Here is a 21,413-nt window from a genome sequence, read left to right as displayed (position 1 = left end):
TGTCGCTACCCTTCTTGCTTTCGCTTCTTCGTTATCAACAGCATCAACAGCCCGGCGCCCATCAGCGCCACTGCGGCGAGGACGAGCCCGATGATCTGCACACCAGTCATCGCCAGGTCGCCCTGTCCGCGTTCTTGCTCATCGCCCGGCCCGGGGGTTTCCCCTGGTGGCGGGGTCTCGCCCGGTGGGGTGTCCCCTGGGGGCGGGGTGGTCGGCGGCGTCCCCGGTGGGGTCGACGGCGGCGTCTCCGGAGGTTCGGTCGGTGGGGTGGTCGGCGGAACCGTGCTGCTCGTCTTCGCCACGATCACGCCTTCCACCGGCCGGGGGTTATCAGCGACGGTGTGGAAAGGCACCGCCACGAGGAAAGGCTCGATTTCCCGGTACTCTCCCGCCGCGGCGCCAGCCGGTGCCTGGGAGGTGACCAGGTAGATGCCCTTCTCGAGCCCCTGGAAGCGGACCTGGCCGGCGTGGTTGGTCACGGCCGTGATCGTGCGGTCGGTCGGCCAGTCCGCGATCTTGTTCGCGCCGGTGTTGCGGACCTTCGCCATGTCTGCGGCGTTCTCCGGGTCGATGCCCTGCAGCCGCTCCAGCTTGATGGTCACGCCCGCAACCTTGCCCGTGGCAGGGCTGAGTGGATCGCCATTGCCCGGGGAGAGCGTGATGCTCAGCGTGTCGGTCCCGTAGTCGCGGGACACGCCGGGCTGATCGCTCAGCCCAGCAACCTTGGCTGCATCGGCGATACCGACGGCACCGTGTGCGCCGCCGAGCAGGCCAGCGCTGAGGGCGATGGCCGCCACGAGGCTGCGGCTGGTCCGCGCCGCGCGTGCTTGGCTAGTCATCTGCGCCAGCCCCTTCGTCATTCATCGTTTCTGTCGTTTCCTGGGATTCGTTATCCCGCTTTTGCTTCAGCAGCCACCGCAGCAGCAGGAGCAGCACCAGCGCTGCTGCCGCGACGAGGGCGTACATCCACCACTGCCACCCAGCACCGTGGTTCTTGTCGAAGATCTCGTGGTCCGATTCGTCCAGCGGAACCTGGTGGCCGCGCACCAGCAGGCGGTGTGTGTTGATCCCGTAGGGGGTGCAGGTGATCAGGGTGATGTAATCCTTGCCCTGCTCCGGGCGGAGGTCCTCGGTTTCGGTGGGCAGCACGACCTTGATCTGGTCGACCACGTACTTCAGCTTCTCGCCGGAGACCTGGATGTAGAAGGCATCACCCTTCTCCGCCTTGTTGAGGTGGTCGAACATGGTGGAGTTCGCCAGGCCCGTGTGCCCGGTGATCACCGAGTGCGTGCCCTTGCCGCCGACCGGCAGGTCGGAGCCGAACAGGTGCCCCAATCCCTTTTGCAAAGTGTCGTTATCTGTCCCGTGGAAGATCGGCAGGTCTGCCTTGATCTTGGGGAAGATGAGGCGCGCCATCGCGTCGTTCGCGTCGAGCTGGTCGAGGTATTCCTGGTAGTCCGGGTTGTTCTCGTCGAAGCGGGCGAGCCAGGGGTCGAGGATGGGGCCGGTGGTTCGGTTCTCGTTGTATTTGTGGGCGTTATCCCACTGCGTGTTTTTGACTTCTTCTGGGATGCTTTTTTCGAGTTTCGCGTAGTCTTGCGCGACCTTCGTGGCGACGTAGTTGTTCCACAGGGTGGACGTCACCGGGTACAGCATCACGAGCACCCCGAGGATCACGAGCACCGCGGCCAGCACGGGGCTGGTCTTGGTGCTGTTGGCACGGCGTGGTTCCTTCTTCGGTTCCACGCTGGTGCTGAGGGTGTGATCCACGGGGTACTCCTGAGGCTGGTTTTACCGGTTCAGCGGGCTATTAGTTCTTAGCGCCGCGACGTGCGAACCATGCACCGGCTGCCACGATGGCGGCACCGATTGCGGCCAGGATGCCAACACCCATGCCACCGGTCATCGGCAGGTTCGGGGTGTCCTGCTTGACGTTCTCGATGTCCTTCTTGAGGGTGACGGTGTCGCTGCCGTCGGCAGTGCTCGCAATGTTCTCGCGAGTGAAGTCGATCTCAATCGGATCCTTCAGCTCAGCGTAACCAGCCGGGGCCTTGGTCTCCTTCAGACAGAACTTCTTGGTTGCCGGAGCTTCCTTGTTGTCCTCGAAATCGGTGACGTGCAGACCATCGATGGTGAAGGTGCCATCAGCGCCGGTGGTCCACTTGTTAACACCGTCGATCGTGATCTGGCTGCCCAGCTTGGTGGCCGAGGTGCACTGGTAGAGCTCGAACTCTGCGCCCTCGAGGACCTTGCCCTTTTCCTCGCCGTCCTTCTTCACGACCTTCAGCTTGCCGTGGTAAGTGACAACCTCGTTGGTCTCGTTCTTGACCTCGTTGCCGGTGTTCGGGTTGTTGAAGATGACGTCAGCCTGGTTCTTCAGCTCGGTGGTTTCACCGACTGCCTTGCGCTTCACGTCGAAGGTCAGAGACATCTTGTCACCGGACTTCACCTTCGCCAGGCCCTGCTCGGTCAGCTTAACAACGAGCTTGTTGCCGTTAGTCTTCGGGTCGTTGACCGTGTAATCCCCCTCGCCGAGAACGGTGTTGCCGGCCTTGACCTCGGTGACCTTCTGGAAGTCCAGTCGCTTATCCAGCTGGTCCTCGAAGCGGAAAGCGGTCAGCGTCTTACCCTCGCCCCAGGTCGGCGCATCGGCCTTGATGGTGTAGGTGTAGGCGTCCTGGATATTCTGGTCGGCATCCTTGACGGTCTTCTCAGTCTTGGTCTCGGTGTTCTTCGGGTATGCGACGACGTCGTAGTTCCACGCGTCGGATGCCTCGTTGACCATCGGGATAGAGACGATGAACGGTGCGCCGGTCACGATGCCGTCCGGAGCATTGGTCTCCTCGACCAGGTAGATGCCCAAGTCCAGGCCCTGGAAGGAAACCTTGCCGTCTGCACCAGTGGTCTGCTCAAAGGTCGTGCTGGTCTCGTGGCCTGCGGCGTCAGCTGCAGTCTTCGGGAAGGTGCTCCAATCCCCGTTCTGCAGGTCGTAGTCAAGCTTGGTGATCTTGAAGGTCACACCCGGCAGCGCTTCGCCCGGGACACCTTCCATCTCCTCACCGGTGGCAGCCTGATCAGACTCTGCACCCTTCTTCTTGTGCAGGGTCAGGGAGCCCTTCTTATTGAAGTCGATGTTGCCCTTCTGGACCTCCTGCGTCTGCTCGATGGCGTTATCCTGCGCAACAGCGATCGAGCCCGGGGCGGCAATGCCCAGGGAGAGGCCAGCAATGGCGGCAAAAGTGACCGAACGAACGGTCAGAGAGTTCTTCTTCACTGGAGTGAATTCCTTTACATCAGTAGTGACTGGAGCGCATAGCGCCCCTCGACGTTCAGCGACCCACTCCGGTTAGCTGCTTTTAAGCTTGCCGCCCTTTCGGCCACGACACCTTAAAATTCGCTGGTGGTCACACGCACCCGAAGCCACTTTGTTGACAGATCACACTTGTTGTGATGTCACCAATTTTCTTGGCTTCAGCCCCGCGATTCCCACTTAGTGAATCGCACACATTTAACATATAACGAACGCCGCATCTCCAGTACCCCCACAGCTAAAACGTATTGAGGCATACATTATTCCTCCCCCAAAACAAACCCGCCGGGCGCAACATAAAACTCACCCTGCCTGGACTGTTGAGCATTCTTTCTTTATAAATGCACAAGCAATAACCTCCCCCCTAATTGGGGTACAAATCGATAAGGGTCTCACAGGAAAAATTGAGCCTTTCCGGACCTCACAGCGAAGAATAGACTTCAGTTCTCCAGGCTCAACCGGAGCGAACACTAGCCCCTTCAACAGAAGTTAAGACCAATGACAGACCAATCCCCAGCGCCGAACACGACGGACGCGCCCCCGGTCCGCCGAGGCAAGAAACTGAACGCCAACGCGATCATCGCCGTTGTCCTCATCCTCGCCGGCCTGGGCGTGCTGCTGTACCCGGTGCTCGCCACCCAGTGGAATAACTACCAGCAGTCCCGCGCCGCCGAGGCCTACTCCGAGCTCGAAAAAGGCGTGCCCCCAGAGGTACTCAACAAGGCCTGGGAGGAGGCGCAGCAATACAACGCCAACCTGGGAGACATCGACCCCGGCGATGCCTGGACCAGCTCCGACGACGAGAGCTCCCCCGCCTATCAGCGTTACCTGAAGTACCTCTCCGTCCTGAACGACACCGAGGCCATGGGCCGCATCGTGCTGCCCTCCATCAAGTCCGACCTGCCCATCTTCCACGGCACCTCCGACCGGGTGCTGGCCCGCGGGGTGGGCCACCTCTACGGCACGGATCTGCCCGTCGGCGCACCAGGGGAGCTCGGTGAGGACGGTTCCATCCCGCCCGCTCCACCGGAGGGCCGGCTGTCTGCACTGTCTGCCCACACTGGCCTGCAGAACGCCACCCTGTGGGACAACCTCGATCAGATCGAGAAGGGTGACCCGGTCTACGTCGCCGCGGCGGGCGAGAAGCTGAAGTACGAGGTCCGGGACATCGAGGTCGTCACCCCAGATAAGACCAGCCTGCTGCGCCGCACGCCGAACAAGGATCTGCTCACGCTCATCACCTGCACCCCCTACGGCATCAACACGCACCGGTTAATCATCACCGCCGAGCGCGTGCCGATGGACCCGCAGGAGGAATCGGTCTTCGACGGGCAGGGCACCACGTGGCAGTGGTGGATGTGGGCCATCCTCGCCGCCGCCGCGATCATTGTGCTGCTGCTGATCCGCTGGTGGTGGAAGAACTTCCGCAGCCAGAAGGGCGGCGAGGAGGAGCCCGCCACGCCGGGCACTGAGGGCACACAAGAGGCTACGGGCAACGACACCGAAAGCTAGCGGGCGAAAAGCAACCGGCGATGGCTTAGGATCTACAGGTCATGAGCTCATCATCTTCTCAGGCTTCTGTGACCCGCCGCCTCACCACCACCGGCGCATTCGCACTGGCAGTAGCCACCGCTGCAACGCTGGCCACCGCTCCCGCCTCCGCCGCACCCCGGCCAGTACAAGATTCCAAAGGCTTCATCGTCTCTCCGGCGCGCACCCAGATCAGCTTCACCTACTCCCCCACCGGCTTCGTCGCCGGCACCCGCAACCAGCACGAGGCCCGCCCGGGGCTGTCCATCGTGAAGCTCTACATCGCGGACTACGTGTTCAAGCACGGAACGCCCGCCGATAAGGCCCGCGCCGCCGAGATGATCCGCACCTCCAACGACGCGATCGCCTCCCAGCTCTACCGCAAGTACCCGCAGTCCATCTCCGCGACCGCGCGGGCCTACGGGCTGCGCAACACCCACTCCAATGCGCACTGGGGCTACGCCCGCACCTCCTCTTACGACTCCATGAAGTTCGTGGAGGCCAAGAAGCGGCGCAACTACAACGACCCGGTGCTCGTCGCGATGCGGCAGGCCACCCCGCGCGCCGCGGACGGCTACGCCCAGGACTACGGCACCGCCGTCCTGCCGGGTGCGGTGGGCACGAAGTGGGGTTGGTCGGACGACCGCCGCAGCGTCCACGCCTCCGTGACCTACGGGCGGGACTTCACCGTCTCCGCGAATACCTGGGGAAACAAGCACGCGCTGACCAACGACGTCCGCGGCGCCTTCCGCGGCACCATGGGTGCGCCCGCTCGTCCGGCGCCAGGGCGACCACTCACCCCGGCGCAGCAGGCCGCGACCAATTGGGCCAATGACATGGAACGCGCTGCCCTCAACGCGCCAGGCTCATCCGTGAACGAGCGCGCCATCCGCGACGCCCGGCGCGGGCTGGACCCGTGGATCATGCGGCTGCCCTAACGCCAAACCAGCCCTAGCGCCGTACTAGCCCTAGACCCCGCACCAGCCCCACCACCAGAGGCCGATTCCCACCAGGTGAACACCCCCGCCCGGGCAATGGAACTGACATGTGTTCTGTTTCACGCTACACTGAGCCACATGATTTCCCCTCACCCGCGCAGCGGCGGCGCCATTCTCCTTATTAGCCGCGGCGGGGCCTAGTAGGTAGACACACCAAACCGACCGGCTCCCCGTCGCGGGGTTTTTGCATGCCGGTCGGTTTTTTCATTGCCACAGCACGACACCGACAACACTTAGGGAAGAAACCATGAGCAACACCGACTCCTTCATCTCCGCACCAGCCCAGATCCAGACCCCCAACGGGGAGATCCCGGCCGACCAGCCGGCCTGGAACAAGCAGCGCAACTCCCAGATGCCGAACCGCCGCTACCTGCCCTTCTTCGAGGAAGTCGACCACATCACCCTGCCGGACCGCACCTGGCCGGATAAGGTCATCGACCGCGCGCCACAGTGGTGTGCCGTCGACCTGCGCGACGGCAACCAGGCCCTGATCGACCCCATGAGCCCAGAGCGCAAGCGCCGCATGTTCGACATGCTGGTCGAAATGGGTTACAAGGAGATCGAGGTCGGCTTCCCGTCCGCATCCCAGACGGACTACGACTTCGTCCGCGAGATCATCGAAGAGAACAAGATCCCAGACGACGTCACCATCCAGGTCCTGGTCCAGGCCCGCGAGCACCTGATCCGCCGCACCTTCGAAGCCTGCGCCGGGGCGAAGAACGTCATCGTCCACTTCTACAACTCCACCTCCGAGCTGCAGCGCCGCGTCGTCTTCCGCAAGGACAAGGAAGGCATCAAGAAGCTGGCCACCGACGCAGCCCACCTGATCAAGGAAATCGCCCAGGACTACCCGGACACCAACTGGCGCTGGGAGTACTCCCCGGAGTCCTTCACCGGCACCGAGATCGAGTACGCCAAGGAAGTCTGCGACGCCGTCGTCGAGGTCATCGACCCGACCCCGGAGAACCCGATCATCATCAACCTGCCCTCCACGGTGGAGATGATCACCCCGAACGTCTACGCGGACTCCATCGAGTGGATGCACCGCAACCTGAACCGCCGCGACTCCATCATCCTCTCCCTGCACCCTCACAACGACCGCGGCGAGGGCGTGGCCGCCGCCGAGCTGGGCTACCTGGCCGGCGCCGACCGCATCGAGGGCTGCCTGTTCGGCAACGGTGAGCGCACCGGCAACGTCTGCCTGGTCACCCTGGGCCTGAACATGCTGACCCAGGGCGTGGACCCGCAGATCGACTTCTCCGACATCGACCAGATCCGCCGCACCGTGGAGTACTGCAACCAGCTGCGCGTCCCGGAGCGCCACCCGTACGGCGGTGAACTGGTATTCACCGCGTTCTCCGGCTCCCACCAGGACGCCATCAACAAGGGCCTGGCGGCCATGGCGGAACGCGACGCCGCCGAGGACACCCCGGAGGACCCAGCCAGCGCGGACTCCGAGACCCTGACCGAGGCCGTCCGCAACGTCACCTGGGAGGTGCCGTACCTGCCGATCGACCCGAAGGACATCGGGCGCTCCTACGAGGCCGTGATCCGCGTGAACTCCCAGTCCGGTAAGGGCGGGGTCGCCTACATCATGAAGACCGACCACAACCTGGACCTGCCGCGCCCGATGCAGGTGGAGTTCTCCGGCATCGTCCAGGCAGTCACCGACGCCGAGGGCGGCGAAGTGAACCCGAAGGCCATGTGGGACATCTTCGCCACCGAGTACCTGGACCGCACCGCGCCGGTGGACGTGATCTCCACGACCGTCGACGGCGGCCAGAACGAGGGCGAGGAGTCCGCCGTAACCTCCCAGATCGAGTTCAACGGCGAGCCGAAGACCCTCAAGGGCCGCGGTAACGGCCCAATCGCCGCCTACTGCAACGCCCTGGAGTCCCTGGGCGTGGACGTGGAGGTTCAGGAGTACAACCAGCACGCCCGCACCAGCGGTGACGACGCCGAAGCCGCCGCCTACGTGCTGGCCGAGGTCAACGGGCAGCGCGTCTGGGGCGCCGGTATTGCCGGCTCAATTACCTACGCCTCCCTGAAGGCGGTGACCTCCGCGGTCAACCGCGCGCTGAATAGCTAACAGGGAGGCTCCCGGGGGACAGGGCGGGGCACGGGCGCGAGAGGATTCGCGCTGGCGGCCCCGCCCTTCGGCGTGCGAGGGGGACGCTATCCGCTGCCCCGCCCTTCGCCGTGCGTGGGGTAGGTGCGGGGTGAAGAGCTCACGGGGCCACGCGCCCGCGGGGTGAGCTGTGCACGCGGGTGCACCGCCGTGCGCACGGGCGGCGAAGCTGCGCGCCCGCGGGGTGGGTGCGGGGCGCGTGGACTAACATGGTTCCCAATGAATAACCAGCAGTTTTCGGATTCGGGCGACCGCCCCGCACCCCGTCGCCGCGCCCGCCGCAGGGTCAGCCGCCGCGCCGGCTCCCCGTCGGCGGCAGCCGTCGCCTCCGCATCCGCCGTCGAGGCCGCCGAAGCGCTCCGCCCGGGTAGCCGACGCTCGGCCGCAGACGGCGCCAGCTACCCCACGACCAGCCGGGATGGTTCCGACCAGACCGGCCCCAACCAACCCGGCTCCGACCAGTCCGGCTCGGGTCACTCAGGCACGACCAGCGCAGGCACGAGCACCGCGACGACCGGCAACGCCGCCGAACCCTCCGAGCACCCCAGCCCGGCCCACACCATCCCCACCCCGCCCAGCGTTGCGGACGCCCCCACCGTCGCGGTGGCCGTCACCACCAGCGGGATTCACCCGACCACGGCCCGGCTCATCGCCCTAGCCGGGGTCTACTACGACGCCGACGGCGCCGAGGTCGGCCACTTCGTCCAGGCCCTCAACCCCAGCGAGGACCCCGGCCCGTGGCACACGCACGGCTTCGACGCCGGCGAGCTCGCCCAGCAGATCGGTTTCGCCACCGCCGCCGCGGAGATCAAGGCAGCCCTCGACGGCCGCGAGGTTATCCTCCACGACGCCCCCTTCGCCTGGGGATTCATCACCCACGAGTTCCGCCGGGCCCAGCGGGCCGCCAACCGCGGACGTGGGCGTGGCCGCTCCGGCAGGGGTCGTGGGCGCGGCCGCAGCAAGGCCATCCCCACCCCGGAACCGGCGGCGCTGATCGACACCCTGGCCACCACACGCCGCCAGGAAATGCCCGCCGTCGACCCCCGCGCCCGGGCGGTCGCGCAGCTCTACCCGCACAACGCCCCGGCCGATGCTCTCCCGGAGCTCGGCGCGGCGGCGTCCGACCAGCGGGCAGCAACCCCTGCCGAGGAGCTCCTGGTCGCCGACGCCCGCCTACTCGGGGCACTGCACGCCACGCAGCAGGAACGGGCAGACCGGGACGGCGGCGACGTCGTCCGCCTCGACCCCGAGGACCTGACCGCGGACCAGTTCGGTCTGCAGCGCAGCGCCATCCGCATAGACGCCATCAACGCCCCGCGACCGCTCGAGAACCCCGGCACCCCGGAGGGCGACGGCGGCAGCTGGCAGCTCGTCGCGGGCATGGAATTCGTGGTCAGCCCGGACGTCGCCCGCGACCCCGACGAGCTCATCGAGCAGGGCGTGGCAGCCGGGCTGGTGTACTCCGAGAAGCTGAACCGCACCTCCAGCCTGGTGGTCTGCAATCAGAACTTCGAGCTGCGCGGCAAGGCCATGCACGCCGATCGGAAGGACATCCCGCTGCTCAGCGACGAGGAGTTCCTCGATGCGCTCGAGGATGTCGCCGAAGGCACGCGAAATACCGAGCCCGGCCGCGGTGGTGGCCAGCGGGGTGGTCAGCGTGGTGGCGGCCAGCGCAGTGGGAGCGGTGGCGGTAGTGGTCAGCGCTCCGGTGGTCGCGGTGGCCAGCGTGGCAGCGGCCGGTCCGGCTCCGGTGATTCGGGATCGGGCTCCGGTAACCGGCGCAAGCGCTCGCGCGGGGGACGTCGCCGTGGCGGCGGCTCGCAGGGCGGCGCTAAGAACGATGGCGCTCAGAACGGTTCCGGCAGCGGCAACCAGGCCGGAAAGAACAACGGCTCCACTACCCAGAAAACCGACAGCAAGAACCCGAAGAACACCGGAAAAAACAGTTCCGAGCAGCCGAAACGCAAACGCAAGCGCGGTGGACGTCGTCGTGGCCGCGGCGGACGCGGGTCGAACGGACAAGGCAGCAAGACTAACGTAGGCAAACGTGAAAACTAAGAATCCGAACGGCAACGGCGGCACCCGCCGCATGAGCCTGCGCAGCCGCATCGCCTGCCAGGCCGCAGACCTCGCGACGTGGGCGTCCCAGAAAACGGGCCGCGGTGCGGGCGGAATGATCGGCGGGCTCATCGCCAACGCCATCGACCCGAACCTCCTCGCGCAGCTTAGCCAGGGCCGCCCGACGGTGCTGGTCACCGGCACGAACGGCAAGTCCACGACCACCCGGATGCTCGCGCACGCGCTTGCGTCCCGCTACAGCGTCGCCACCAACGAGGGCGGCGACAACATGGACGCCGGCGTCATCTCCGCGCTGCTCGCGGGAAGGGACAAGGACGTTGTCGCGCTCGAGGTCGACGAGCTCCACGTCCCGAATATCGCGGAGAAGCTGGACGCGGACGTGCTCGTCCTGCTCAACCTCACCCGCGACCAGCTGGACCGCGTGGGCGAGATCAACAAGATCGAACGCGCGCTGCGGGCCTGCGTGGAGGCGCGGCCGGACATGACGGTGATCGCGAACTGCGACGATGTCCAGGTCACCTCCGTGGCGTGGGACGCGCCGAACGTCGTGTGGGTCTCCGCTGGTGCTGGCTTCGTGGGGGATTCCACCAGCTGCCCGCGCACCGGCGGGCACATCGTGCGCACCGAGGACGACTGGTACGCCGTGAAGAAGCTCCCGGATGGGCGCGAGTTCCGCCGGCCCGAGCCGACCTGGTGGGTCGATAAAGACGGCCTCGGACATGCCGGGGAAGGCGCTCGTGCCGGTGGTGCTGGTGCGAGCGGCGCTGACGCGAGCGGCGCTGACGTGGTTAGCGCTGGCGCGGGTGACCAGACCCTGCCCATGAACCTGCAGCTCCCCGGCCGCGCCAACCGTGGCAATGCGGCCCAGGCGATCGCGGCAGCCGTCGTCATGGACGTGCCGGTCAAGGATGCGCTGCGCGCCGCGGAGGAGGTCACGGACGTCGCCGGACGCTACTCCCTCGTCGAATTCGAGGGCCGCACGCTGCGTCTCATGCTCGCGAAGAACCCCGCGGGCTGGCAGGAAGCGCTGTCGATGATTGACCGGGGCGTGGACTCCGTCGTCATTGCCGTGAACGGGCAGGTCGCGGACGGGCAGGACCTCTCCTGGATTTGGGACGTCCGCTTCGAAGACTTCGAGGGCCAGCAGGTGCTCGCCGCAGGTGAGCGCGGCACTGACCTGGCCGTGCGGCTGGGCTACGCCGGAGTGCGGCACACGCTGATCAAGGACACGGTGGACGCCGTGCTCGCGTGCCCGCCGGGCCGCGTGGAGGTGCTCGCAAACTACACCGCCTTCCGCGACCTGAAACGCGAGCTGGAGCGGCGCGGCGCGACAACCGTCGAGGCTGATGAGGCTAACGGCACGGATGCCATCAGCACCACCGGCGAGGCGACAACCACCGCGACCGAGGAGGACGCGCGATAATGGCAGAGCTCAACATTGGCCTGGTACTGCCCGACGTGCTCGGCACCTACGGCGACGACGGCAACGCACTCGTGCTGCGGCAACGCGCCCGCCTGCGCGGCATCACCGCGGAGATCCACACCATCCGCTACGGGGAGGCCGTCCCGGAGACGCTGGACGTCTACACCCTGGGTGGCGGCGAGGACGTCGCCCAGTTACTGGCCGCGGAGCACCTGCGCGCCGACGGTGGCCTGGTGCGCGCGGCTGAGTCGGGGCGGCCGGTGCTCGCGATTTGTGCGGGCCTGCAGGTGCTCGGCGAGTCCTTCCACGCCGGTGGGAAGCTCGCGGAGGGGCTTGGTCTGCTGGATGCGACGACGTCCCAGCTGGGCGAGCGCATGATCGGCGAGCTGCACTCGGAGCCTTACCGGCCGGGTGGTGATGGTGATGGTGCGGGTGCCGGTGCGGGGGCCAGCGCTGACGGTGCGAATGCTGGCGACGCGGGCGCGAACGCCCAGTCGCTGGCCGCTGACCTGAACGAACTGACCGAGCCGCTCACCGGCTTCGCCAACCACATGGGGGCGACGATTCTTGGCCCCGATGCCCGCCCGCTGGGCATCCTGCGCGCCCGCGGCGGGATGGTCGGAAACACGGACGCGCACGGTGTTGAGGCTGCTGACGTCGTAGTAAAAAACAGCGAGGAACAGCAGCGTTACGAGGGCGCGGTGCAGGGTTCCGTGATCGCGACGTACATGCACGGGCCGGCGCTGGCGCGGAATCCGCAGCTCGCGGACGTGCTGCTCGCGCGTGCGCTCGGGACGACCGTGGCTGAGCTGCCGGAGCTGGGCGCGGGCAGCATCGCGGAGTTCGAGGGCGTCCCGGCTGGGGACGCTGGCGATGGCGCGGGCGGCGCTGGGAATGCAGGCCGCGCGGGAAATGCAGACCAAGGCGCGAGCCGCGCTACGAGCGCTGGCCGCACGGGCGCTGGTGGAGGTGTTGGTACCGGTGCTGGCCGGGCTGATGGCGGTGCTGGCGCTGGCCGTGGGGCGGGCACTGGTGCCGGCAGCCCGGACGGCCGTGATTTCGCGGCGCAGCTCACCGCTGAGGTGGAGCAGCTGCGCCGCGAGCGCCTGAGCTAGTCCCCAAGCGTCGCGCCCCTAGCCGCGCGCGCCCGCCCCGCGCCGGTCCCCGGCGGCCAGCGGGAGAGCGTCCGCGCCCTCGGTATATTCGATACACATGGTCGCCAATATCCACGATTGCATCATCGTCGGCGCCGGCCAGGCCGGGCTCTCCACCGCGTTCTACCTGCAAAGACGCGGGATCACCCCCGTGATCCTCGACAATCAGCCCGGCCCCGGCGCAGCGTGGCGACACGTCTGGCCCTCCATGACGCTGTTCTCCACCCCGGGTTTCTCCAACATGTCGGGCATGCCCATGCCGAGCTACCACGGGCCGGGGGACTTCCCCGACGCCCAGCACGTCATCGACTATTTCACCGCATATGAGCAACGTTATGGCTTCGACATTCGGCGCCCTGTTGACGTCCTGAAAGTGGACGCAGACACCACGGACGGCTTCGTCCTCGACACCAGCGAGGGCGAGTTCCGGGCGCGCACCGTCATCGCGGCGACGGGAACGTGGTCCGCACCGTTCGTCCCCTTCCTGCCCGGTACCTTCCGCGGGCAGCAACGGCATTCCGCGACCTACCCGGGGCCGGAAGAGTTCCGCGGCAAGAAGGTCGCGGTGGTCGGCGCGGCGAACTCGGGGGCGCAGATCGCGGCGGAGCTGACGGACGTCGCGGAGGTCACCTGGTTCACTCGCCACGAGCCGCGGTGGATGCCCGACGACGTCGACGGGCGCGTCCTGTTCCGGCGGAATCGGGAACGCGCGCAGGCTGTTTTCGCTGGTGAGGACGACCCTGGTGGCGATCGCAACCTCGGGGAGATCGTGATGCTGCCGAAGGTGCTGGAGGCCCGGGACTCGGGTGCGTTGCAGGCGACGCCGATGTTCGATTCGCTGAATGAGCTGACAGAGGCGGGCTTCGATGAGCTCGTGTGGTGCACGGGTTTCCGCCCGGCTGTGCGGCCGTTCCGCGAGCTGGTGCGGACGACGGACGCGGGGCAGTTGCGCTCTACCGTGGCCGGGTTTCACCTGGTGGGTTACGGGGAGGCGACGGGCCCCGGGGCCGGCACGATCATGGGTGTGCAGCCTTTCGCACGCGAGGTGGCCGGGGAGGTCGCGGAGGAGCTGGGCTAGAGCTTCAACTGGGTACGGCCAGCGAATGCGCGGGAGAGCGTGAGCTCGTCCACGAACTCCAGGTCCCCACCCATGGGGATCCCGCTGGCCAGGCGCGAGACCGTCAGCCCCGGGAACTCCTTCAGCAAACGCCCCAGGTAGGAGGCCGTCGCCTCGCCCTCAGTGTTCGGGTCGGTGGCGATGATGACCTCGGTGATTTCCGGGGCCTCGCGGTACTCGACCTCGTCGGCATCGCGTTCATTGCCCGTGGCCTCGCTGCCAGCACCCCCACCCGAGCCGTCGCTGCCTACTCCAGCGCCACCAGCACCAGCACCGCTGCCACCACCAGCGCCACCAGCGCCGCCGGCCATCAGCGACCCCTGCACCGGCCCACCGGCCGACGCGTGCGGCGCGCTCACCGCCACATCCGGCAGCACCCCACCGATCCGCTGCACGAGCGCGGTCACGTTCAGCTCCCCCGGCCCCACGCCATTCAGCGGGTCCAGCGCCCCACCGAGCACGTGGTACCTGCCCCGGTACTCACCGGTGCGCTCGATGACCTGAATGTCCTTCGGCTCCTCGACCACGCACACCAGGCTGGCGTCCCTGGAAGAATCCGCGCAGATGCGGCAGACGTCTTCCTGGGAGATGTTGTGGCAGATACGGCAAAACGCCACGCCGGAGTGCAGATTCCCCAGCGCGGCTTGGAAACGTTCGATGTCCTCGCCGGTCGCGGTTTCCAGCAGGTGGAGGGCAATGCGCTGCGCGCTTTTCGGCCCGATGCCTGGGAGGCTGGCGAACTCGTCGATGACGTCCTGAAGCGGACCTTCAAACAAAGTGAGCTTTCCCCGTTTCGTTAGTGGCGTTTAGCCGTAGTGCGTGCCCCACGCGCACCCGCCCCCATGGGCCACGTGGGGTCAAAGTGTTAGAAAGGCAGTCCGCCGCCACCGAGGTCAGCCAGCGGGCCCATCTTCTCCTGGGCGAGGTCCTGCAGCTTCTGGTTGGCGTCCTGGAATGCGCCGATGATGAGGTCCTGGAGGGTTTCGACGTCCTCCGGGTCCACGACCTCCGGGTCGATCTTCAGGTCCTGAACTTCGCCGCCGCCGGAGAGCACGAGGGTGACCTTGCCGTTGCCGGCCTCACCAACGATGGAGGACGCGACGATTTCCGCCTGCGCCTCCTGCAGCTGCTTCTGCATGCGCTGGGCCTGGGCCATGATGTCGTTCATGTTTGGCTGGGACATTTTCCTTGTTCCTTCGCTTCTCGGTTTCTAGGGTTTTTGTTCTTTTTCGGCTGCCACTTTACCCATTCGGTCGGAGGTTGTCGGTGGCAGTTCACTGTGTATTTTCCTGTGCGTTTTCCTAGCGTGTGCGCTCGCCGCCGAGGATGTTCTCGATGAGTTCACCCGCGATCTCCAGGGCGGGCCGCGTTTCACGCTTCCCGGCTTCACCGGTGGCGAGGTCGTCCATGATTTCGTCTTGCTGCCTGCGGAGGGCTTCCTCTGGGTCGGTGGGTTGGGTCCTTTGATTTGGGACGTCAACCCCTTGGCCTCCGAAAGCCCCACCGTTATTGGGCTGCCCGGCGGGGTGTGGGCCGCCCGACTGGTCGCCCTGTGGGGCTCCGCCGGCCGGCCCGGGGCCCGCGTTGCCTGTACCTGGTACGGGGCCGTTGGGGTAGCCACCGGGGCCGGAGTCCCAGGGGTCCTCCGGCGGTTCGTCCGGGAGGGGCACGCCGTTGAAGCCGTTGGCGAGCTTGTATTCCCTGCTGGCGGCGTATTTCGCGGCGCGGGCGCGCCAGCCGCTCTGGGGCTTGGCCTCTTCGGTGTGGCTTGGCCCCTGGGGAGCTGGGGTTGGGGAGGTTGCCTGGGCGGCGCTGGCTTCGGCCATGCGGCGGGCGCGTTCGAGGGCGCTGCTGCCCGCGCTCGGCTGGGTGGTCTGGGCGGGCTGAGCTGGCTGGGTGGCCTGCTTCGGCGCAGTCTGGCTTGCTCCAGCTTCCTCACCCGGCGCGAACTGGTCGGACTGCGTCGGGGCAGTCTGGCCCGCACCGGCCTCCTCGCCTGGTTCGTGCCTGCCGGCATCGCTCACACCGGTCGGTGCAGGCGACGCAGTCTGCGAGGAGCTCGCCTGGCTGTGCTGACCGGGCTCTGCCTGGCTTGCCGCTGACTGGCTAGCCTCCGTCTGCCTATTAGAGTTCCCGCTGGTCGTGCTGGTTGGCTTTGCCGACTCAGCCGGGGCCTCCTCAGCTGAGCCGGCCTGGGCTTTTCCCGGGTTATTCCCGCCCACGGTAGCGACCACCGTGTGCGCTGCACCGAGGACTTCCTCGGCCGCCTTGCTATAAATCGGGGCATTGCGGTCGCTGTTGACGAACTTCGCGAGCGCGCCCGTGGCGTGCTCCACCACGATCTGACCCGCGGTGGGTTGCTCTGCTGCCAGGGTGGCGTCGCGGCCAGCGATCCACGCGCTCAGGTCGTGCTCGCGCACCTTTTCGAGAATCTGCTGCCAGGCCTGCTCGTCGACCTGCGCGGCTTCGCCGGATGGCGCAGCCTCGGTGTTCGCAGCAGCCTCGGTGGGTTGCGCAGCCCCCGCGGGAGCCGCGGCTGGTTTCCCGGTCGGCTGCCCGGAGGGTTGCTCGGTGTTCTCGGCCTGGGCATTCCCCGACTGGGGCTGCTGGTCAGAGGTCGCTACACCGCTGGCTACTGGGCTGGTCTGCGACTGCGCCGGGACGCCAGCGCCCTCGCCATGACCTGCGCCTGCCTGCTGCGGCGCTTGGCCCGCGTTCGCGCGGGCGGCCCGGCGGCGGTCCATGATCTCCCGAGCCTCGCGGGCCTGGGCGATCGCCGGATCCTCATCCGGAGCACCGGCAGTGCTGTTCTCCTGCCCGGCAGCCTGAGCTGCAGCGTTCACATCCTGCGCCGCTGTTGCAGCACCCTGCTGCTCCTGCGCGTCATTCGCAGGCTGCTGGGCGCGAGCCGCCTCCGCGGCCTCCTGCACGGCTGGCTTCTCCGGCTGGGGCGCTGCCCCCTGACCGGCCGGAACAGCGCCCTGTGCGGTGCTCTGCCCATCACTCTGCTCAGCAGCCTGGTCCTCGGCCTCCTGGCCAGGCTGACCGGACTGTGCGGGCTGACCATCCTGGGCGGCAGCATTCCCCGGCTGCTCTGGCTGCTGCGCCACGCCCTGCGACACCTGGTTCTGTTCCGCCGAAGCACCCGACTCCGCAGCACCCGACTCCGCCGACGTAGCCGCCGCCGATGCCGCCTCCGCCGATGCCTTGCGGCGCCGCGGCCGCTCATAACGCTTACCGCTCGACAGGCCCGACGCATCCCCCTGCGGGGTCGCCCCAGCACCCACGGCCGGGCTCGCCAGCCCACCGCTAGCACCCATCGGCCCGGCAGCGCGCACCCCCGTGCCCTGCTCCAGCGCCTCAACACGCTGCGCGAGCGCCTCCACCGTCATACCCGCGGCCGGAAGCGCCATCCGCGCGCACAAAATCTCCAACAGCAACCGCGGCGACGTCGCCCCACGCATCTGCGCGAGACCATCGTTGACCACCGCAGCACACCGCGTCAGCGTCGCCGGCCCCAGCGCCTCGGCCTGCTGCCGCAGCGCGTCCTGCTCCTGGGCCGGCACATCCACCAGCCCGCGCTCGAAAGCATCCGGCACCGCCTGGACAATCAGCAGGTCGCGGAAGCGATCCAGCAGGTCCATCGCAAAGCGGCGCGGGTCGTAACCGGCGTTGATGACGTCGTCGACAACCGCGAACAAGCCCGCCTGATCCTGGGCAGCCAACGCCTCCGCGGAACGGTCCAGCAGCGAAGAGTCCGTCACGCCCAGCAGCGCCACCGCCCGCTGGTAAGTCACGCCCTCCGGGCCCGCACCGGCGAGCAGCTGATCCATGATGGACAGCGAGTCACGCGGCGAACCCCCGCCTGCGCGCACGACCAGCGGATACACGGCGTCCTCGACCACCGCGCCCTCGTCGGCGACGATGCGCTCCAACAGGCCGCGCATGTCCGGCGGGGTGAGCAACCGGAAAGGATAATTGTGCGTCCGCGAGCGGATCGTCGCCAGCAGCTTCTCCGGCTCAGTGGTCGCGAAGATGAAGATGAGGTGCTCCGGCGGCTCCTCCACGATCTTCAGGAGGGTGTTGAAGCCCTCCGTGGTGATCATGTGCGCCTCATCGATGATGAACACGCGGTAGCGGGAATCAGCCGGCGCGTAGAACGCCCGGTCGCGCAGCTCCCGCATGTCGTCCACACCACGGTGGGACGCGGCGTCCAGTTCGGTGACGTCCAAGCTGCCCGGGCCGCCAGGGGCGAGCGCGATACAGGAATCGCACTTCCCGCACGGCGTGGACGTCGGCCCCTCCACGCAGTTCAGCGAGCGCGCGAGGATGCGTGCCGAGGAGGTCTTACCGCAACCACGCGGGCCCGAGAACAAGTACGCATGGTTGATGCGCCCACTGTCCAGCGCGACGGACAGCGGCTCGGTTACATGCTCCTGCCCCACGACCTCGGCAAACGAGGCCGGGCGGTACTTCCGGTATAAAGCCACGCCCCTAGGTTACCCGGCGGGGCAGACACGCCAATTCGGTCCTTCTCCCCCAGTACCTTTGCGGTCCGGCTTACTTCTTTGGGGCCGCCCTCCCCTTTTTTTATGACGACGACGCCGCCCGCACCGTCACGGTGGACTGTCACGGCACCGCCCGCGACGTCGTTACCCCTGAAACCGGCAGGATTACCTGCGGCGTGCCCCGCGGCGTCACAACAGCGGGTAGCCGTCCCCGTCCTCGAAATAGGGGCCGGCGCCCAGGAGGATCATGATGAACTCGACCATCGACCAGATGTACACCGCGAGGAGGATCGGGATGCCGATGAGGAGGATGGAGGTGGCCCAGCCGAAAATCGTGAGCCCCAGCTGCCACTTCGCCCGGCGCTGATAACCCAGGTAGAAGTTGTGCACGCCCAGCGTCCCCAGGAATACCGCTAGCACCGCAGCGACGATCGAGTTGCGGGAGCTGGAGCGCATGGCATCAAAATCTTGAGAACCGTGGCTCGGGTAACCGGGCACCGCGGAGGACGCGGCGAGACCGTCGCTTCCGTAGTCGGTGTCGCCACGACGGCCACCCTCGGCATAGTCCATGCCGGTGGGGAATCCGGGCAACCCCTGGTACTTGGGCTTGTACTGCTGTCCGGACCTGTACTGGTGCTTGTTCGGGTACCCGGGCTTGTTCGCGGCGTGGTCTGCCTGCAGGTCGTCGTAGAGGTCGCGGTACTCGTCGGCGATGGGGTTGTATGGGTTTTGGAAGTCCCCGAGCCCGCCCATCGGGTCGCCGATGAACGGATCCTCCCCATGCGGATTGGAGTGCCCGTGAGAGTACGGGTTCTTCGCCATCATCGCCTCCAGGCACCTCCTATCCTCAATCCTTCGGCTTATATGTGCCACCTGCGGGAACGACCAGCGGGCTTGCGGGACCGTCGCCGCAGGACTCGCAGCCTGACGCAGACTAGCGCATCAGATCGTTGATATTAACTTGCTGCTCGACCAAGTAGTTCTGGAGCTCGTCCACGCCGTTGCGCCCCTCGTCGGCAGCACGGTCGAGGATGTCCAGCTCGGCGTCGGTGATCATCACCAGCTGGGCGGGCACCGTCAGCCGGCCCGGGTGCGTGTAGTCGAAGCCCTTGTCGCTGACCGGGCCATCCTCACCGATCTGGTCGGCCTTCTTGGCGCCGTCCCCGCCGTCGCCCGCGATCTCGTGGACCTGCGGAACACCCTTCTCCCAGAGGAAAGGCACGATCAGCAGCCCGTGACGAGCGGAAAGCCCCTCGCGCACGTGGTCACCCAGACCACGCATCACCGTGCCCGGCTGCGGGGTCCACACACCCGGGTCCTGGGAGACCATCGTCGCGGCGGCAGCCACCAGGTTCGGCGCAAGGTCGTCGTGACCGGCAGCCACCGTGACGAACTCGACACGCACCTCGGTGCCCGGTTCCGCCTCCAGGCCGACCTCGATGCGCCCTGCGTCCAGGCTCATCGCGACGGTCTCCGGCGCGGCCGTACCGTCCCCACCGAGGGCGACGGATGCGGCGGCGAACTCCGGGAAGGACTCACCAACCCGGTAGGTGTCCACCTCAAGGGGTTCGGGCAGCAGCTGCTCGACCCAGGCGAAAGTTTCCTCTTGGTTCATGTGTCCTCCTTAAGCTCCGACGTGGCCAGGCCTTAGGCCCCGGCCTCCACGGCCTCGATCGCGGCGAGCAGCACGCAGGTCGCGAAGCCGTCCATCGCCAGGCGCACCTGCTCCAGCTCCGGCATCGACGGTGCCAGGCGCAGGTTCTGATCCTTCGGGTCCTGCTTCAGCGGGAACGTCGACCCCGCCCCGGTCAGCGCAACGCCGGCCTCCTTGGCCAGCTCAACGACGCGGCCGGCGGTCCCCTCGACCACGTTGACGCTGATGAAGTAGCCACCAGCCGGGTCGGTCCACTCCGCAACACCCAGGCCGCCGAGGCGCTCCTCCAGGATTTCGACGACCGCGCGGAACTTCGGGGCCAGGGATCCCGCGTGCTTCCGCATCAGCGCGCGCACGCCCTCGGCATCGCCGAAGAACTGGGCGTGAGCCAGCTGGTTGACCTTATTCGGCCCGATGCCGCGCACGATCGCGTGGCGCTTCCACCAGTCCAGGTTCTCCTCGGAGGAGGCGAAGAAGGCCACGCCGGAACCCGCCTGCGTGATCTTGGAGGTGGAGGACATGCACCAGAAACGATTCGGGTTGCCCGCCTCCGCGGCGAAGCCGAGGACGTCGTACACCGGCGGGAACTCGTCCGTCAGGGTGTGGACAACGTAGGCGTTGTCCCACACGATGCGGAAGTCCGGCGCCGCCGTCTCCATGGACGCCAGCTCGCGGCAGACGTCCTCGGAGTACAGGGTGCCCGTCGGGTTGGAGAACATCGGGACAGCCCACATGCCCTTGACCAGCGGGTCCTTCACCAGCTCGCGGACCTGATCCAGGTCCGGGCCATCCTCGAGAAGGTCCACGGTGATCATCTCGAAACCGAAGTGCTCGGTGATGGTGTGGTGGCGGTCGTAGCCCGGGACCGGGCAGATCCACTTGAGCTTCTCGCCCTTCTCCGCCGCCTCCGCTGCCTCGGCCGCCCACGGGGTGGCGGAATCGTTGGTGCCGAAGGTGTATGCCCAGGCCACGAGGTCGAAGGCCATGTTCAGGGAGGAAGCATCGCCACAGACGATGTTCTCCGGGGCCACGCCGATGATCTCCGACCAGATATTGCGGATATCCGCGATGCCGGTCAGCCCACCGTAGTTGCGGGTGTCGGTGCCATCGGCGGCGATGAAGTTCTTGCCCGGGAGGCTGAGCAGATCCACCGCGAAGTCCAGCTGTTCGGTGGACGGCTTACCGCGGGTGAGATCCAGCTTCAGGCCCTGGGCCTTGAGATCTGCGTACTTCTTCTCAACCTCGGGCTTGAGGGAAAGAAGCTGGTCACGGTCGATGTTTGCGAACTGCACGGTGCTGGCGCCTCCTGCGTATGGGGCTCAAAGAATTCTGTGGCAAATACCATTTTTGATTCTAACAAGCGCCCCAGACACGGGCTTGGTCTGTGCACACAAGCTGAGCCCCCACCAGCAGCTCCCACCGGATCAGTTCACTGGGGTTAAGTAAAGAAAAGTGTGTCCGCATGCCACCATAACCCCAGACCACACACCACAAATCACCAAAGAATAGCTC

15 protein-coding genes and 2 pseudogenes are annotated in these 21,413 nt (G+C 66.8%); 7 read left to right on the top strand and 10 right to left on the bottom strand.

Going from position 1 to position 21,413, the window contains the following annotated elements:
* Positions 1-5: 5 nt before the first annotated feature.
* The 3 genes from QP140_RS07355 to QP140_RS07345 are packed head-to-tail and all read right to left on the bottom strand — an operon-like array spanning position 6 to position 3,274.
* The gene (locus QP140_RS07355) at positions 6-839 is read right to left on the bottom strand and encodes an adhesin (RefSeq protein WP_284758903.1); all 834 of its coding nucleotides are present in this window, start codon (positions 837-839) and stop codon (positions 6-8) included.
* Positions 832-1,770 (bottom strand): class C sortase, encoded by a 939-nt coding sequence (locus tag QP140_RS07350; RefSeq protein ID WP_284758902.1) that lies wholly within the window; start codon positions 1,768-1,770, stop codon positions 832-834. The genes QP140_RS07355 and QP140_RS07350 overlap by 8 nt, the downstream gene beginning before the upstream one ends.
* 40 nt (positions 1,771-1,810) lie before the next feature.
* Complete coding sequence (locus QP140_RS07345) at positions 1,811-3,274, bottom strand: SpaH/EbpB family LPXTG-anchored major pilin (RefSeq protein ID WP_284758900.1); 1,464 nt, start codon at positions 3,272-3,274, stop codon at positions 1,811-1,813.
* Positions 3,275-3,808: 534 nt separating this feature from the next.
* Between QP140_RS07345 and QP140_RS07340 the strand changes: the two genes are divergently transcribed.
* The 7 genes and pseudogenes from QP140_RS07340 (at position 3,809) to QP140_RS07310 (ending at position 13,700) form a co-directional block, all read left to right on the top strand.
* A complete protein-coding gene (locus tag QP140_RS07340) occupies positions 3,809-4,822 on the top strand; it encodes a class C sortase (RefSeq protein ID WP_284758899.1) in 1,014 nt (337 codons plus the stop codon).
* Positions 4,823-4,863: 41 nt separating this feature from the next.
* Positions 4,864-5,778 (top strand): hypothetical protein, encoded by a 915-nt coding sequence (locus QP140_RS07335; RefSeq protein WP_284758897.1) that lies wholly within the window; start codon positions 4,864-4,866, stop codon positions 5,776-5,778.
* A 307-nt stretch (positions 5,779-6,085) separates the two neighbouring features.
* Positions 6,086-7,927, top strand: a complete 1,842-nt coding sequence (gene leuA, locus QP140_RS07330) for a 2-isopropylmalate synthase (RefSeq protein WP_148811357.1) — start codon at positions 6,086-6,088, stop codon at positions 7,925-7,927.
* Positions 7,928-8,185: 258 nt separating this feature from the next.
* Positions 8,186-10,024 (top strand): DNA polymerase III subunit epsilon, encoded by a 1,839-nt coding sequence (locus QP140_RS07325; protein ID WP_284758896.1) that lies wholly within the window; start codon positions 8,186-8,188, stop codon positions 10,022-10,024.
* A 31-nt stretch (positions 10,025-10,055) separates the two neighbouring features.
* Positions 10,056-11,468: a MurT ligase domain-containing protein gene (locus QP140_RS07320; protein ID WP_284758928.1), complete on the top strand. Its 1,413-nt coding sequence runs from the start codon at positions 10,056-10,058 to the stop codon at positions 11,466-11,468.
* Positions 11,468-12,289: pseudogene (locus QP140_RS07315) on the top strand (type 1 glutamine amidotransferase); the annotation flags it as partial. The gene QP140_RS07320 and the pseudogene QP140_RS07315, both read left to right, overlap by 1 nt.
* Positions 12,290-12,680: 391 nt before the next feature.
* Entirely contained in the window at positions 12,681-13,700 is a 1,020-nt protein-coding gene (locus QP140_RS07310) for an FAD-dependent oxidoreductase (protein WP_284758895.1), read from the top strand.
* Here QP140_RS07310 and QP140_RS10425 read toward each other — a convergent pair.
* The 7 genes and pseudogenes from QP140_RS10425 to QP140_RS07280 all read right to left on the bottom strand — a co-directional run bounded on the left by QP140_RS10425 (position 13,697) and on the right by QP140_RS07280 (position 21,193).
* Positions 13,697-13,774, bottom strand: a complete 78-nt coding sequence (locus QP140_RS10425; protein WP_371441318.1) for a hypothetical protein — start codon at positions 13,772-13,774, stop codon at positions 13,697-13,699. The genes QP140_RS07310 and QP140_RS10425 overlap by 4 nt on opposite strands.
* 24 nt (positions 13,775-13,798) lie before the next feature.
* Positions 13,799-14,515 (bottom strand): annotated as a pseudogene (locus QP140_RS07305) (recombination mediator RecR); the annotation flags it as partial.
* A gap of 89 nt (positions 14,516-14,604) precedes the next feature.
* On the bottom strand, positions 14,605-14,922 hold the full coding sequence (locus QP140_RS07300) for a YbaB/EbfC family nucleoid-associated protein (RefSeq protein ID WP_015382056.1): 318 nt from the start codon (positions 14,920-14,922) through the stop codon (positions 14,605-14,607).
* Positions 14,923-15,040: 118 nt separating this feature from the next.
* Positions 15,041-18,229 carry a DNA polymerase III subunit gamma and tau gene (locus tag QP140_RS07295; protein ID WP_284758893.1) on the bottom strand — a complete coding sequence of 1,063 codons (3,189 nt, stop codon included), beginning with the start codon at positions 18,227-18,229 and terminating at the stop codon, positions 15,041-15,043.
* A gap of 207 nt (positions 18,230-18,436) precedes the next feature.
* Positions 18,437-19,072 (bottom strand): TM2 domain-containing protein, encoded by a 636-nt coding sequence (locus QP140_RS07290; RefSeq protein ID WP_284758891.1) that lies wholly within the window; start codon positions 19,070-19,072, stop codon positions 18,437-18,439.
* Between the two features lie 109 nt (positions 19,073-19,181).
* Positions 19,182-19,862: a hypothetical protein gene (locus QP140_RS07285; RefSeq protein WP_070759770.1), complete on the bottom strand. Its 681-nt coding sequence runs from the start codon at positions 19,860-19,862 to the stop codon at positions 19,182-19,184.
* 32 nt (positions 19,863-19,894) lie between these two features.
* Positions 19,895-21,193, bottom strand: a complete 1,299-nt coding sequence (locus QP140_RS07280) for an aminotransferase class I/II-fold pyridoxal phosphate-dependent enzyme (protein ID WP_284758890.1) — start codon at positions 21,191-21,193, stop codon at positions 19,895-19,897.
* Between the last annotated feature and the right edge of the window lie 220 nt (positions 21,194-21,413).

The sequence above is a fragment of the Corynebacterium sp. UMB9976 genome (assembly GCF_030212265.1).
Lineage (GTDB): Bacteria > Actinomycetota > Actinomycetes > Mycobacteriales > Mycobacteriaceae > Corynebacterium.
Note: the sequence above shows the minus strand (reverse complement) of the source record. Positions and strands in the feature narration are given on the sequence as shown.